This is a genomic window from Arthrobacter sp. Bz4, assembly GCF_003075455.1.
In the GTDB taxonomy this organism is placed as follows: domain Bacteria; phylum Actinomycetota; class Actinomycetes; order Actinomycetales; family Micrococcaceae; genus Arthrobacter_D.
The window spans coordinates 1-13,901 of sequence record NZ_QDAE01000013.1 but is presented as its reverse complement, the minus strand read 5'-3'; the positions used below and the strand labels follow the sequence as shown (position 1 = coordinate 13,901).

13 protein-coding genes are annotated in these 13,901 nt (G+C 64.0%); 3 read left to right on the top strand and 10 right to left on the bottom strand.

Annotated features, from left to right (window positions below; genetic code table 11):
- Window positions 1-6 precede the first annotated feature (6 nt).
- On the top strand, window positions 7-783 hold the full coding sequence (locus DDA93_RS10770) for an enoyl-CoA hydratase-related protein (protein ID WP_116778777.1): 777 nt from the start codon (window positions 7-9) through the stop codon (window positions 781-783).
- Window positions 784-785: 2 nt separating this feature from the next.
- Complete coding sequence (locus DDA93_RS10765; protein WP_116778776.1) at window positions 786-1,673, top strand: 3-hydroxyacyl-CoA dehydrogenase family protein; 888 nt, start codon at window positions 786-788, stop codon at window positions 1,671-1,673.
- A 96-nt stretch (window positions 1,674-1,769) separates the two neighbouring features.
- Here DDA93_RS10765 and DDA93_RS10760 read toward each other — a convergent pair whose 3' ends face one another.
- From DDA93_RS10760 to truB, 8 genes are all read right to left on the bottom strand, one after another.
- Window positions 1,770-3,236 carry a pitrilysin family protein gene (locus DDA93_RS10760; RefSeq protein ID WP_116778775.1) on the bottom strand — a complete coding sequence of 489 codons (1,467 nt, stop codon included), beginning with the start codon at window positions 3,234-3,236 and terminating at the stop codon, window positions 1,770-1,772.
- A 3-nt stretch (window positions 3,237-3,239) separates the two neighbouring features.
- Window positions 3,240-5,501 (bottom strand): polyribonucleotide nucleotidyltransferase, encoded by a 2,262-nt coding sequence (locus DDA93_RS10755; protein WP_019483461.1) that lies wholly within the window; start codon window positions 5,499-5,501, stop codon window positions 3,240-3,242.
- A gap of 284 nt (window positions 5,502-5,785) precedes the next feature.
- Window positions 5,786-6,055: a 30S ribosomal protein S15 gene (gene rpsO, locus DDA93_RS10750; RefSeq protein ID WP_019483462.1), complete on the bottom strand. Its 270-nt coding sequence runs from the start codon at window positions 6,053-6,055 to the stop codon at window positions 5,786-5,788.
- Window positions 6,056-6,173: 118 nt separating this feature from the next.
- On the bottom strand, window positions 6,174-7,166 hold the full coding sequence (locus DDA93_RS10745; protein ID WP_116778774.1) for a bifunctional riboflavin kinase/FAD synthetase: 993 nt from the start codon (window positions 7,164-7,166) through the stop codon (window positions 6,174-6,176).
- 60 nt (window positions 7,167-7,226) lie between these two features.
- Entirely contained in the window at window positions 7,227-7,898 is a 672-nt protein-coding gene (locus DDA93_RS10740; RefSeq protein WP_133185494.1) for a DUF4345 domain-containing protein, read from the bottom strand.
- Window positions 7,899-7,951: 53 nt separating this feature from the next.
- Window positions 7,952-8,419: a hypothetical protein gene (locus DDA93_RS10735; RefSeq protein ID WP_019483465.1), complete on the bottom strand. Its 468-nt coding sequence runs from the start codon at window positions 8,417-8,419 to the stop codon at window positions 7,952-7,954.
- Window positions 8,416-8,787: a hypothetical protein gene (locus tag DDA93_RS10730; protein ID WP_019483466.1), complete on the bottom strand. Its 372-nt coding sequence runs from the start codon at window positions 8,785-8,787 to the stop codon at window positions 8,416-8,418. Before DDA93_RS10730 ends, DDA93_RS10735 begins: the two co-directional genes overlap by 4 nt.
- Window positions 8,784-9,701 carry a tRNA pseudouridine(55) synthase TruB gene (gene truB / locus DDA93_RS10725; RefSeq protein ID WP_116778773.1) on the bottom strand — a complete coding sequence of 306 codons (918 nt, stop codon included), beginning with the start codon at window positions 9,699-9,701 and terminating at the stop codon, window positions 8,784-8,786. The genes DDA93_RS10730 and truB overlap by 4 nt, the downstream gene beginning before the upstream one ends.
- A 39-nt stretch (window positions 9,702-9,740) precedes the next feature.
- On the opposite strand from truB, the gene DDA93_RS10720 reads away from it, so the two are divergent.
- A complete protein-coding gene (locus tag DDA93_RS10720) occupies window positions 9,741-10,919 on the top strand; it encodes an aminotransferase class I/II-fold pyridoxal phosphate-dependent enzyme (protein WP_116778772.1) in 1,179 nt (392 codons plus the stop codon).
- A gap of 82 nt (window positions 10,920-11,001) precedes the next feature.
- Here the strand turns inward: DDA93_RS10720 and rbfA are convergent, their stop codons facing one another.
- Both rbfA and infB read right to left on the bottom strand, forming a co-directional pair.
- Window positions 11,002-11,460, bottom strand: a complete 459-nt coding sequence (gene rbfA, locus DDA93_RS10715) for a 30S ribosome-binding factor RbfA (protein WP_116778771.1) — start codon at window positions 11,458-11,460, stop codon at window positions 11,002-11,004.
- 252 nt (window positions 11,461-11,712) lie between these two features.
- Window positions 11,713-13,901 (bottom strand): translation initiation factor IF-2 (gene infB / locus DDA93_RS10710; RefSeq protein WP_243400597.1); only part of this gene is annotated, 2,189 nt, incomplete at its 5' end.

Here is a 13,901-nt window from a genome sequence, read left to right as displayed (position 1 = left end):
GCTTTCATGGAATTCACCCTGATCAACGCCGAGTCCACCAACGGGCTGGGCATCATCACCATCAACCGCCCTGAGAGCCGCAATGCCCTCAACCGGGTTGTACTGGACGAGATCGCCAACGCCCTGGACCTCTTTCTTGACGACGAAGGTGTGGGCGCGGTGATCTTTACCGGCGCCGGGGGGAAGGCGTTTATTGCTGGCGCCGACATCAACCAGTTAGCCAACTACAGCCTGGTTGATGGCCTCTCCGGCAGGATGCAACGGCTCTACGACACCATCGAGGGTTACGAGCTGCCGACCATCGCCGCCATCAACGGGTATGCGCTCGGTGGGGGGCTCGAACTTGCGATGGCGTGTGACATCCGTGTAGCGGCAGAAGGTAGCCGGTTTTCCCTGCCGGAAACCAATCTCGGCATCATTCCCGGCGCGGGCGGAACTCAGCGGTTGTCGAGGCTGGTGGGCCGGGGGCGCGCCGTGGAACTCATCCTGACCGGACGGCTGGTCGACGCACCCGAGGCTCTGGGCATGGGGCTGGTGTCCGACGTCGTCCCGTCGTCGGACCTGATGGATACGGTGAGGAAAACCGCCGACACCATCATGGCGAAGGGCCCGCTAGCAGTCCGCCTGGCCAAAATGGTGGTGAAGCATGGCTTTGACACCGATCAGCAGACCGGACTTCTCCTGGAGCGGCTTGCTCAATCGCTCCTGTACACCACCCAGGACAAAGCCGAAGGCACCGCAGCATTCCTCGAAAAACGCTCAGCCAGATACGTAGGAAAGTAGCAATGGAAACTAAACCTGATCTTCAGAAAATTCGCCGCATTCTCGTCGTAGGTGCGGGCGCCATGGGCTCCCAAATCGGATTGGTCGGCGCGCTGGCCGGGTATCAGGTCACCGTCCAGGACATCTCGGAGAGGATGCTGGCGCCGGCGAGTGAAGAGCTCTCACTGCGGCTCGACCGCAGTGTTGCTAAAGGCCGCCTCGAACGCGGGGCAGCGGACGCTGCATTGAACCGGATGAGCTTCACCACCAGCCTCAGGGATGCCGCATCGACTGCTGACTTCGTCATCGAGGCCGCAGTGGAAAAACTGGATATCAAGCGGGAGATCTTCCGGGAACTCGATGAGTACGCACCAGCCCATGCAGTGTTGGCCACCAATTCCTCCACGCTGGGCTCATCGAAAGTGGCGGATGCCACCGGGCGTCCGGACAGGGTCTGCAACATGCACTTCTTCAACCCAGCCCTGGTCATGAAATGCGTCGAGGTGGTGCGCCACGAGAGCACCTCCCAGCAAACAGTGGACACCACAATGGGTCTCGCCACGCGGCTGGGCAAAGCGCCAATCCTGATCAATCGCGAGATCCCCGGGTTCGTCGCAAACCGCCTGCTGGGCGCTTTGCGCACCGAGGCGCTGAAACTGTACGACGGCGGCATAGCGAGTTTTGAAGACATCGACACGGCGGCCAAGACTGCGTTGGGTCACCCCATGGGCCCCTTCGAATTGATGGACCTGGTGGGCCTCGATGTCGCCTACCTGATCAGGCACGCCCATCATCAGGAGACCGGGGATCCCGCCGACCTGCCACATCCGGCCCTTGCCGAGCTCTACGAAGCCGGGCACTACGGGCGAAAGACTGGGAAGGGCTGGTACGAGTACACCGAGGGCAGCTAGAGGCACTCCGCTCGCACCCTGCTAGTCCGTTAAGTCATGATCCTAAAACGCGCCCCTGCTGAGCAGCGGCGCGTTCGAAGATTCTGTGCAGGACCGCTAGTGGCCGAAATCCGCTGGGGTGTCGAACGGGCCGACAACGGTAATCGTGCGCGGGGCGGCAGCCAGTTCGGCGGCCAGTTCCCGGACCTGCGCCTCGGTGACGGCGTTGACCCGTGCCAGCACCTCATCGAGGCCGAGGAACTCCCCCGACACCAGTTCTGCCCGGCCGAGGCGTGACATCCGAGACCCGCTGTCCTCCAGTGCCAGCACCATACCGCCGGAGAGTTGCCCGACGGCTCGACGCAGCTCATCGGCGGAAATCCCGTCTGCGGCGAGCCGGTCCAGCTCGGCACCGAGCAGCTCAATGACCTGACCGGTCTTCGCCGGTGAGCACCCCGCGTACATGGCGAAGTAGCCGGCGTCGGCGTAGGAGGCGGAGAAGGAGTAGGTCGAATAGACGAGCCCGCGCTTCTCGCGGACTTCCTGGAAAAGCCGTGATGACATCCCGCCGCCCAGGACGGCGTTCAGCACGCTCATCACGAACCGCCGGTCGTCGGTGGCGGTGATTGACGGGCAGCCGACCAGAATGTTTGCCTGCTCCACCGCACGCCGAATGACCCGGATTCCTCCGGTGCTTTCAATCGGTACCGGCGTATCGGAACGACGGGCCACGGGCAGCGCATCGGCCTCCAGCGTCCAGCCGGCGGTCCGCAGCGCGTCGAGGACGAGCCCGCAGACCACTTCGTGGTCCAGTCCCCCGGCCGCGGTGACGACCAGTTCCGATGGTCGGTAATACTGGCGGTAGTGAGCCAGGACCGAGTCGCGGGGCACTGCCTTGATGGCGTCGGGGGTGCCGCCGATGGGGCGACCCAGTGGGTGGGACCCGAGCACCGCTTCGACGAATTCTTCGTGGGCGACGTCGGCGGGGTCATCGCTGTCCATCGCGATTTCCTCGAGGATGACGTCGCGTTCCTGCTCAAGTTCGTCGGCGTCAATCACGGCGCTGGTCACCATGTCGGCGATTACGTCGATTGCCATGGGCAGATCAGCGTCAAGCACCCGGGCGAAATAGCACGTGTGCTCCTTCGCCGTGGCAGCGTTGGATTCACCGCCCACCTCGTCAAACGCTTCGGCAATCTCGAGCGCAGTGCGCCGCGTGGTGCCCTTGAAGAGCAGGTGTTCAAGGAAGTGAGTGGACCCGTGCTGGCCTTCGGCCTCATCCCGGGATCCGACCCCCACCCAGAAACCGATGGTCGCGGACCGCTGGCCGGGCATTGCCTCGGTCAGGACACGCACCCCGCCGGGAAGTACTGACCGGCGCACCACGGCGCCGCCCAGCGTCCCCGCGACGAGCGTGGGATCGTGGCCGGCACCCGCACTGTCCGCGGAAGGCGCAGGGGTGGGCAGCAGCGGCAGGACGATCGACGTCGGCCCAGTGCGGTTCTCGTGTGAAACGGCCAACGGCCCTGCTCCCGACGTGGTGTCGGGAACAGGACCGGAGGCGTTGTTAGCTGATACAACCATTCGCTAGTTGTCGTCACCCTCTGCTGAGTCCGCCGAAGCGTTCTCAGCCGCAGCGTCGTCGGCAACCACTGGGGAGAGCGAAAGCTTTCCGCGGTCATCGATCTTGGTGATTTCGACCTGAACCTTCTGGCCCACCGAAACAATGTCGTCGACGTTGTCGACGCGCTTGCCGTTGGCCAGCTTGCGCAGCTCGGAGATGTGCAGCAGCCCATCCTTGCCCGGGGTCAGCGACACGAAGGCACCGAAGGTGGTGGTCTTGACGACCGTACCCAGGTACCGCTCGCCAATCTCAGGAACCTGAGGGTTGGCGATGGCGTTCACTGCGGCGCGTGCAGCCTCGGCCGCACCACCGTTGGTGGCGCCGATCAGAACCGTGCCGTCATCTTCGATGGAGATGTCAGCGCCGGTGTCTTCCTGGATCTGGTTGATCATCTTGCCCTTGGGGCCAATGACCTCGCCGATCTTGTCAACCGGGATCTTCACCGAGATGATGCGTGGCGCGAACTCGGAAAGCTCGTCCGGCACGTCGATGGCTGCCTCAAGGACACCCAGGATGTGCAGGCGGGCTTCACGGGCCTGCTTCAGGGCTGCGGCGAGCACTGAGGCGGGGATTCCGTCGAGCTTGGTGTCCAGCTGGATGGCTGTGACGAACTCGGCGGTACCGGCAACCTTGAAGTCCATGTCGCCGAAAGCATCTTCAGCGCCAAGGATGTCGGTCAGTGCCGCGTAGCGGGTCTGACCGTCGACGACGTCGGACACCAGGCCCATGGCGATACCAGCGACGGGTGCCTTCAGGGGCACACCGGCGTTGAGCAGCGACAGGGTTGAAGCACAGACCGAGCCCATCGACGTCGAGCCGTTGGAGCTCAGCGCCTCGGAGACCTGACGGATCGCGTAAGGGAATTCCTCACGGGTCGGCAGGACCGGCATCAGGGCGCGCTCGGCGAGGGCACCGTGACCGATTTCGCGGCGCTTCGGCGAACCGACGCGACCGGTTTCACCGGTGGAGTATGGAGGGAAGTTGTAGTTGTGCATGTAGCGCTTGCGCGTTACCGGCGACAACGAATCAATCTGCTGCTCCATCTTGAGCATGTTCAGCGTGGTGATTCCCATGATCTGGGTTTCGCCGCGTTCGAAGATCGCAGAACCGTGAACGCGAGGCAGGACCTCGACCTCGGCGGTGAGCTGACGGATGTCGCTCAGGCCGCGGCCGTCGATACGGATCTGATCCTTGAGGATGCGCTGGCGGACAACGCTCTTGGTGACCGACCGGAAGGCGGCAGAGAGTTCCTTCTCGCGTCCTTCGAACTGCCCGGCGAGGTCAGCGGTGACGCTGTCCTTGAGGGCGTCCGAGGCGGTGTCGCGCTCCTTCTTGTCACCGATCTGGAAGACCTCGGTCAGCTTGGCGGCTGCTGCCGACTCGACCGCTGCGAAGACGTCGTCCTGGTAGTCAAGGAAGACCGGGAAGTCGACGGTTGGCTTGGCGGCGCGGCCGGCAAGGTCAGCCTGGGCGTCACAGAGGGCACGGATGTACGGCTTTGCCGCTTCCAGGCCGTCGGCGACGATCTCTTCGGTCGGTGCGGTGGCACCGTCTTCCTTGATGAGCTTCCACGAGTTGTCGGTGGCTTCAGCTTCCACCATCATGATGGCGACGTCGTCACCCTCGGGTCCACTGACCACACGGCCGGCAACGACCATGTCGAAGACCGAGTTCTCCAGTTCGGAGTGCTTCGGGAAGGCGATCCACTGATCCTGGCCGCTGCCATCGGAGACGAGTGCCACGCGGACACCACCGATCGGACCGGAGAAGGGGAGGCCGGAGAGCTGCGTGGACATCGAGGCGGCGTTGATGGCAACGACGTCGTATCGCACGTCGGGGTTGATCGCCAGGACGGTGACCACGATCTGGACCTCGTTGCGGAGGCCCTTCACGAAGGCCGGGCGCAGCGGGCGGTCCATGAGCCGGCAGGCGAGGATCGCCTCGGTGGAGGGACGGCCTTCGCGGCGGAAGAAGGAGCCTGGGATGCGCCCTGCGGCGTACATGCGCTCTTCAACGTCGACGGTCAGGGGGAAGAAGTCGAAGCCTTCGCGGGGGTGCTTGCCAGCGGTCGTTGCTGACAGGAGCGCTGTGTCTTCGTCGATGTAAACCATTGCGGCGCCGGCTGCCTGCTGTGCAAGGCGGCCAGTCTCGAACCGTACGGTGCGCTTGCCGAACCGGCCGTTGTCAATAACGGCTTCGGCGAATTGAATTTCGGGACCCTCCATAGAGAGTCACCTCCGTTTCTGTTTGGGCTGGTGCCCTGCCGGAACCTGATCACCGTTCAATGCGGTGATGCTCGCACCCGGTCTTCGATCGAGATCCACGGGGACTCACGCGTGCTCTGCACTGTTCTGCGCTGCACGGTCGTCTGCTCCCGGAGACCACTACCGAGGACCGCGAATGCGCGGTGCCTGCCTGGCTCCATGTGTTTTTAGTTGTTTGTGTGGCCGGTGGCCACATGTGGAAGGCGGCTCCTTCCCTGAAGGAAGGACCCGCCCCACGTGTGTTACTAGCGGCGCAGGCCGAGACGCTCGATGAGCGTACGGTAGCGCGTGATGTCAGTCTTACGCAGGTAGTCCAGCAGACGACGACGGCGTCCAACCATCAAGAGCAGGCCACGACGCGTGTGGTGGTCGTGCTTGTGCATCTTGAGGTGTTCGGTGAGGTCGAGAATACGGCGGGACAGCATCGCAATCTGCACCTCAGGTGAGCCGGTGTCGGCTTCCCCGGTTGCATATTCCTTAATGATTTCCTGCTTGATAGCGGCGTCAAGGGCCACAATAACTCCTAGAGTTGTACCGTGAACAAGTTCCCTGGTCTTGCCGACAGTCGCCTGCCGAACCAAAGACACAGAAAGATCCAGCCACCACGGACTGCAGCCGGATCCACGGTCCAGTTTACCTGCTGAGGCGTTGTTCTGTCGAAAGGACCTCGCGGGTCTCTTCGACGTCGAGCCGCATCTGGGCGATCAGCGTGTCGGGCCCGGTGTAGGCCACCATTCCCCTCAACCGACGGGTGAACTCCACGATGATGATCTGTCCGTACAGGTCGAAGTCGGAAACGTCTTCCTTGGGGCGATCAATGACGTGTGCTTCGACGTGGCGACTGACGCCTTCGAAGGTGGGGTTCGATCCGACCGAAATGGCTGCGGGCCAGCGGGTGCCGGCTTCGTCGACGAGCCATCCGGCGTAGATCCCATCGGCGGGAATATAGCCGCCGGAGGCTGGTGACAGGTTGGCGGTCGGGTAGCCCAGTTCACGGCCGCGAGCCGCGCCGTGGACCACTTCGCCGCGCATCCGGTGTGGCCGTCCGAGGATCCGCGCGGCAGTTGCCACGTCCCCGTCTTCCAGGGCCTCGCGGACCCAGGTGGAGGAACAGCGCCGATCGCCGTCGGCCTCGGTGGGATCGGTCGGGCTGGCGCCGAAGTCGTCGATGACGATCACCTCGAAACCGAGTTTCTGTCCCAGTTCGCGCATCGTGCCGAGGTCGCCGCTATTGTCCCGACCGAAGCGGACATCGTGACCGATCACCACGGCGCGGGCGTTGAGGGCGTCGACGAAGACCTTTTGGACGAACTCTTCCGGCGTGTTTGCCGCCAGTTTCAGCGTGTAATGCATCATCAGCAACGCCTGGATCCCGGTGGTGGCGAGGGTCTCGATGCGGTCCTCAAGACCCATGATGAGTTCCGGCGCCTGATCCGGCCGATGCACCTTGGCGGGGTGGGGCTCAAACGAGATGACTACCGCTGCGGCGTCGCGGTCGCTTGCCGCGGCGACCAGCTGTTGCAACACCCGCTGATGGCCGAGGTGGACACCGTCGAAATTACCAATGGTGACCACCGATGGACCAAAACCATTCGGAACACTGGTCAGGTCATTCCAGTAGTACACGCATCTCCTCTTTCGTTGTAAACCGCCCCCGGGCCCGGGGTGCAGCGCTGACCGCCGGTCTTAGCCGCGTGCTGCGTACTCGTTGCGGATCTCGGTGGTCTTGGCGATGTACCGGTGCCACACCAGCAATGCTGCCGGGAAGGCGAGTTCAATGACCATCAGGATGATCATCATGTAGTGGGGGGTTCCGGAGAACGCCCAGGACAGGACCCGGCCGATACCGCCGATGAAGACCATCAGGCAGACCATCCAGAGCATGTTGGCCCACTCAAACTTCACGCCAATGGTGATAAACGCGGCTCCCACACCGACCATCATCGCCGAGAAAAAGCGGAACTGGCTTTCGAGCGTGGGGCTGGGGTTCCCAATATCGGTGTCAGGCACGCCCGAGGTTCCCGTGATCAGGTAGAAGGCGCCGAAACCGGCGAGGATCAGACCCACCAGGACGACGACAGTCCTGAAGACGCCCCACTCCCCCTTGGGCGACTTGGGCTTGGCGGTCTTCTTTCCGCTCTTCGCTGCGGTTTTGGGTGCCGACGACGGCGTCCCTGCCTTCGCCTGCGCTCCGGCCGGGCTGGCGGGCTGGCCGGCGGTCCGCCCGGCGGCATGGCCCGGAGCCTGAGCGCCCGTTGGCCGTGGCTGCCCGGCGGAGGGGCTTCCCGGCGCGTTGCCCGAGGCCGGGCGGGTGCTGTCCTGCGGATTGCCGGTGGGGTGGTTCTCTGAATTGGACATGATGCTCCCTTTAACTGGCTCCAGCATTAATTGGTACTCCTGCAGTCATACTCTCACGCAGCGGGGCTGATCCGCTCGGTGGTCTGCACCGTTGGTGTTCCCGGCCGATTCAGAAAAAGCCACCAGAGGCCAAGGATCGGCAGAACCAGCGGCACGAAGCCGTATCCCCTGCCGAACAGGGACCACACCGTGTCACTGGGAAATGCCTCCGGGTCGAGGAGGCTGAACAGCCCGACCGTGAGGACACCTACGAGTTCCAGACCCACCGCACCGACTGAAATCCAGTACCAGCGTTTCCCCGGCATCGCCAGGGCCACGGTCGCCAGGACGTAGACGACCGCGGCAAGCGCGGTCAGGAGGTAGGCGAGTGGCGCCTCACCGAATTTGGTGCCGATCTGGAAGGCTGCGCGTGCGGTTGCCGCGAGGGCGAAGACCCCATACACGGCAATCAGCAGGCGTCCCGGCCCGCTGTTGCGGTGCCGGGAGACAGCAGCGCTGTTGTCGGGGCTGTTGTCGGTCACAGGGGCACCCGATCCCAGATTTGTTCCATCCGAAACAGCATAACGAAGACCGTGATTCCGACGGCGCCCAGCACCAGGTTGCTCCATCTGCTGCGCTCCAGGATGGCCCACCAGAACCCGGCCACGGGGATGCACAGCGCGGTCAACAGGTAGCCCCAGAACTCCCAGGCCTCCCCCGCGATTGCCTCACCACCGGCCTGCCTGATGATGGCTGCCACCCCATAAACCAGGAGAAACAACTCAACAGCTGCGACAGAGAGGATGGTGATGTCATTCGGTGGCTGCCGGATCACCGCAGCACCGAAGCAGATCACGGCCGACGCCAGGCACACGATGACGCCGGCGATAAAGAACCCGTCAACGATCACTGGGCAGAGCCGTTCCCGGGAGCGAAAACCAGCAGGGGGCGGGCCCGGTCTGACGAGTTCTTGAGGAGGGCGATCAGGGTGCCGTCGGGGGCGAACGCGGCCACCGGACCGTCGTCGGGCCCGGCCGGGATGAAACGCCCGTGCGATAGATCGAGTGCTTCGGCTGCGGAAAGTTCGCGGGGGGTGAAGAGCACCCGCGCCGCATCGTTGATGGGCAACAGTCGGAGATCGGTGGCCAGTTCCTCCAGGGTTGCCGACTGTTCCAGCGAGTACGGACCCACTTGGGTCCGGCGGAGTGCCGTCAGATGTCCGCCGACGCCCAGTGAACCGCCCAGGTCCCGGGCCAGCGCCCGAATATAGGTCCCCGAACTGCATTCGACTGTGACATCGATGTCCAGCAGCGTTCCATCGCCCTCCGCGCTTGTCACGGGCCGGATGTCGTGGATATCAAAGCGGTGGATCGTGACCGGGCGTGCCGCGAGGACCACGTCCTCCCCGGAGCGAACCCGGGTGTAGGCGCGCTGCCCGTTGACTTTGATGGCGCTCACGCTGCTGGGTATCTGCTGTATTTCACCGGTAAGCGCTTCCGCCCCGGCACGGACGGCCTCGGCGGTGATGCCCGCGGCGTCGGCGGTTGTAACCACGTCGCCCTCGGCGTCGTCGGTCACCGTCGACTGCCCCAGCCGAATGGTGGCCGTATAGGTTTTGGACGTACCGACCACATAGGTGAGCAGCCGGGTGGCCCGGTTGATGCCGACCACCAGCACGCCTGTTGCCATCGGATCGAGGGTGCCAGCGTGGCCCACCTTACGGGTCCCGGCGATACCGCGCATTTTGCTGACGACGTCATGACTGGTCCAGCCCTGAGGCTTGTCCACGATTATTAGTCCTGAGTGGACTTGCCCGGAATTCACGCCTCTCAGTATAGGGCGACGCGGGGATACGCTTGCCCAATGCCGAAGATCTCGTCCCACGCCGATTCGCTCCCAGCCAACCAGATCCGTGAAATCACTCAAGCTTCCTGGGCGACGCCCGGTGCAATTGTGCTGAGCATCGGCGAACCGGGGTTTCCGGTGGCTCGCCATGTTCTGGAAGCCGGGATGGCGGCGTTGGACCGGGACGAGACCAACTACACACCCAATGCTGGCATCGCCCCCCTGAGGGAAGCCTTCGCCGCCCGGTTCAGCGCACAGAATGCGGTCGACGTGGACCCGGGTCGGGTCTACGTGACAGCGGGGGCCCAGCAGGGACTGCACCTGGCCATGAGCCTGCTGCTCGACGTCGGCGACGAGGTGCTGATCCCCAATCCCGGTTATCCCACGTTTGGCATGACTGCCGGTCTGCTGCACGCCGTACCCGTGGAGTACCCGCTGCACGCCGAGCACGGGTTCCAGCCCCGGGTGAAGGACCTCGAGGAACTCCTGAGCTCCCGCACCCGGGTCATCGTCCTGAACTCCCCGTCGAACCCGCTCGGTGCTGTCTTCAGCGAAGGCCTGACCCGTGAGCTGATGGAATTCGCCCGGGTCCACGACCTCTGGGTTATCTCCGATGAGTGCTACGAATCGTTCACCTATGACGTCCCGCATGTCAGCCCCGCCCGTTTCGATAGGCCGGGAGCAGACAGGGTTTTTACCTCCATCACCCTGTCCAAGACCTATGGGCTCACCGGGATTCGGGTCGGAGCGCTCATTACGCCCCCGGGCATGCAGCAACAGCTCGACAACGTGATGGAATCGATCGTGTCCTGCGTAGCGGCGTCGTCGCAGTATTCGGCGTTGGCAGCGCTGACCGGCCCGCAGGATTATGTGGCGACGGCGCTGAGCCACTACCGGAGCAACAGGGACGCGGCTTCGGCTGTGCTGCAATCGCTGGGCATCGACTTCCTGGACGCCGAGGGCGCCTTTTACCTGTGGGCTGACTTGTCGCACGCCACGGACGGCGACGTCCGGAAGTGGGTGCACGTGCTGCTTCGCGAACGGGGCGTGGCGGTGGCGCCCGGGACCGCGTTTGGTTCGATTGGCGAAGGGTGGATCCGCATTTCGCTCTGCGGCGACTCAGCCGAACTCATCGACGGTCTCTCCCGCCTTCCGGCACGGCCTCGCGGCGATGACGCTGACCTCAACCAGGACTAGAGTTCCCGGCGAACTTAAGGACAGCAGGGTGGGACCGCGTGTGCGGTCCCACCCTGCTGTCATGGTGTCTGGCTATTAACCGTTACTTCGACGAAACCTCGTCGGCGTCGTCGTCCTCGTCCTCGTCCGGTTTGCGATACGGATCAGCGTCGCCAGCGAACTTCGCACCCTGGGCAATGGCCGCCACCTCTGCATCGCGTTCCCGCGCAGTGCGCAGCAGCTCTTCGAGATGGCTTGCGTTGACCGGAATCTCGTCGGGGACGAATTCCAGCGTCGGAGTCAACCGTGCGGTAATGTTCTTGCCCACCTCTGACCGCAGCACTCCTCGCGCCGACTCGAGGGCGGTGCGGGTAGCAGCCTGTTCGTCCGCGTCGCCGAACACCGTGTAGTACAGGGTCGCGTGCTGGAGGTCGTTGGTCACGCGCGCATCGGTGATGGTGACGGCCTCAAGCCGTGGATCTTTGACCCGGCGGCGCAACGCCTCAGCAACAATTACCTTAATCCGTTGTGCAAGCCGTGAGGCCCGGGCCGGATCTGCCATAACTAACTCCTCTTGCCTAAAATACTTACCTATAAATCGGGAACTTCAAGGACGCCGGCGAGGACTGTCGTCGTCGCAAGCCCCCGAACACACGCCGCCAAGCCGAGAAGGCCTGACCGCCCCACTCGGACGCCCCGGATTCCGGGGCGCCTATGGTTGGTGGGCGTCTGAGCGAACGCTCCGGACGAAGTCCGCGTGCGGGCGCGAAGTGGGCAAAGGCGCCCCGGATTCCGGGGCGCCCAAGCTCACAACCTAGACGCGCGGCTTCTCGCGCATCTCGTAGGTTTCAACGATGTCGCCTGCCTTGACGTCGTTGAAGGACCCGAGGCCGATACCACATTCGAAGTCCGTGCGGACCTCGGTGGCGTCGTCCTTGAAGCGACGCAGGGACTCGATGGTGAGGTTGTCGCCGACAACCGTCCCGTCGCGGACCAGGCGTGCCTTGGAGTTCCTGCGGATGACGCCCGAGCGGACGATCGACCCGGCGATGTTGCCGAACTTCGATGACCTGAAGACTTCCCGGATCTCTGCGGTTCCGAGCTGTGCTTCTTCGTACTCTGGCTTGAGCATGCCCTTGAGCGCTGCTTCGATGTCATCGATTGCTGCGTAGATGACCGAGTAGAAGCGCAGGTCGACGCCTTCGCGGTCGGCAAGATCTGCCACCCGCTCGGCTGGCCGGACGTTGAACCCAATGATGATCGCTGAGTCAACGGTCGCCAGGTTGACGTCGTTCTGCGTGATGGCGCCGACACCGCGGTGAATAACCCGCAGAGCAACTCCATCGCCCACATCGATCTTGAGCAGTGAGTCTTCGAGTGCTTCGACAGCACCCGAGACGTCGCCCTTGAGGATGAGGTTGAGGGTGTCGACCTTGCCGTCTGCAACGGCCTGATCGAAGTCCTCGAGGCTGATGCGCTTGCGGCGCTTCGCCAGGGCTGCGTTGCGGTCGGCTGCTTCACGCTTCTCAGCGATCTGGCGACCGGTCCGCTCGTCAGGCGTCACCAGGAAGGTGTCACCGGCACGAGGCACCGTGGAAAGACCCAACACCTGCACGGGGCGGGACGGGCCAGCGACCATAACGTTGTCGCCGTCCTCGTTGAACATGGCACGGACGCGTCCGTGAGCCACACCCGCAACGATCGTGTCGCCGACACGCAACGTTCCGGACTGAACCAGAACCGTTGCGACAGCGCCGCGACCCTTGTCCAGGTTCGCTTCGATAGCGATACCGCGGGCGTCCTTGTTCGGATTGGCTCGCATGTCCAGTGCCGCATCGGCGGTCAGCAGGACCGCTTCGAGCAGTTCGTCGATGCCGTCGCCCTGAAGCGCCGACACATGAACGAACATGGTGTCGCCACCGTATTCTTCGGGAACCAGACCGTATTCGGTGAGCTGGCCCTTGACCTTGTCAGGGTTCGCTCCTTCGCGGTCCATCTTGTTCACCGCGACAACGATCGGCACATTGGCTGCCTGAGCGTGGTTCAGCGCCTCAACCGTCTGAGGCATGACGCCGTCGTCGGCTGCGACAACGAGAACCGCGATGTCGGTGACCTTGGCACCTCGGGCACGCATAGCGGTGAACGCCTCGTGACCGGGGGTGTCAATGAACGTGATGGCCCTTTCGGTGCCCTCATGCTCGTGGTCGATCTGGTAGGCACCGATGTGCTGGGTGATCCCGCCGTGTTCGCCTGCGACGACGTTCGACTTACGGATCGCGTCCAGCAGGCGGGTCTTACCGTGGTCAACGTGACCCATGACGGTGACCACTGGTGGACGGGCCTCGAGCTGGGTGTCGCCCTCGGCTTCGAGTTCGGCGTCGATATCGATGTCGAAGTTGCCCAGGAGCTCGCGCTCCTCGTCCTCCGGCGAAACGACCTGGATCTTGTAGCCCAGTTCGGTGCCGAGCACCTCGAAGGTACCTTCGTCGAGGGACTGGGTAGCGGTAGCCATTTCACCGAGGTGGAACAGGACCGTGACCAGTGCCGCCGGGTTCGCATCTATCTTCTCGGCGAACTCGGAGAGTGATGAGCCGCGACGCAACCGGACAATGGTGTTGCCGTCGCCGCGGGGTACGCTGACGCCGCCCAGGGACGGAGCTGACATCTGCTCCAGTTCCTGACGCTTCGCGCGCTTCGACTTGCGCTGCTTGCCGCGTCCTGCACCGCCCTTACCGAAAGCGCCGGCAGTGCCGCCGCGTCCGCGACCGCCCTTACCGAAGCCACCGCCTGCGGGTGCACCTCCACCTGCACCGGGGGCGCCACCTGGGGCGCCACGGCCCGGTCCGCCGCCTGGACGGGCTGCGCCACCGCGACCGGGTGCTGCTGGGCGTTCGGTGCGGTTCGGCATCATCCCCGGTGTGGGGCGTGAACCTGCTGCACCGGCTGCTGGGCGGGGACCGCCCGGACGGGCTGCTCCCGCTGCGGGGCGTGGGCCACCTGCAC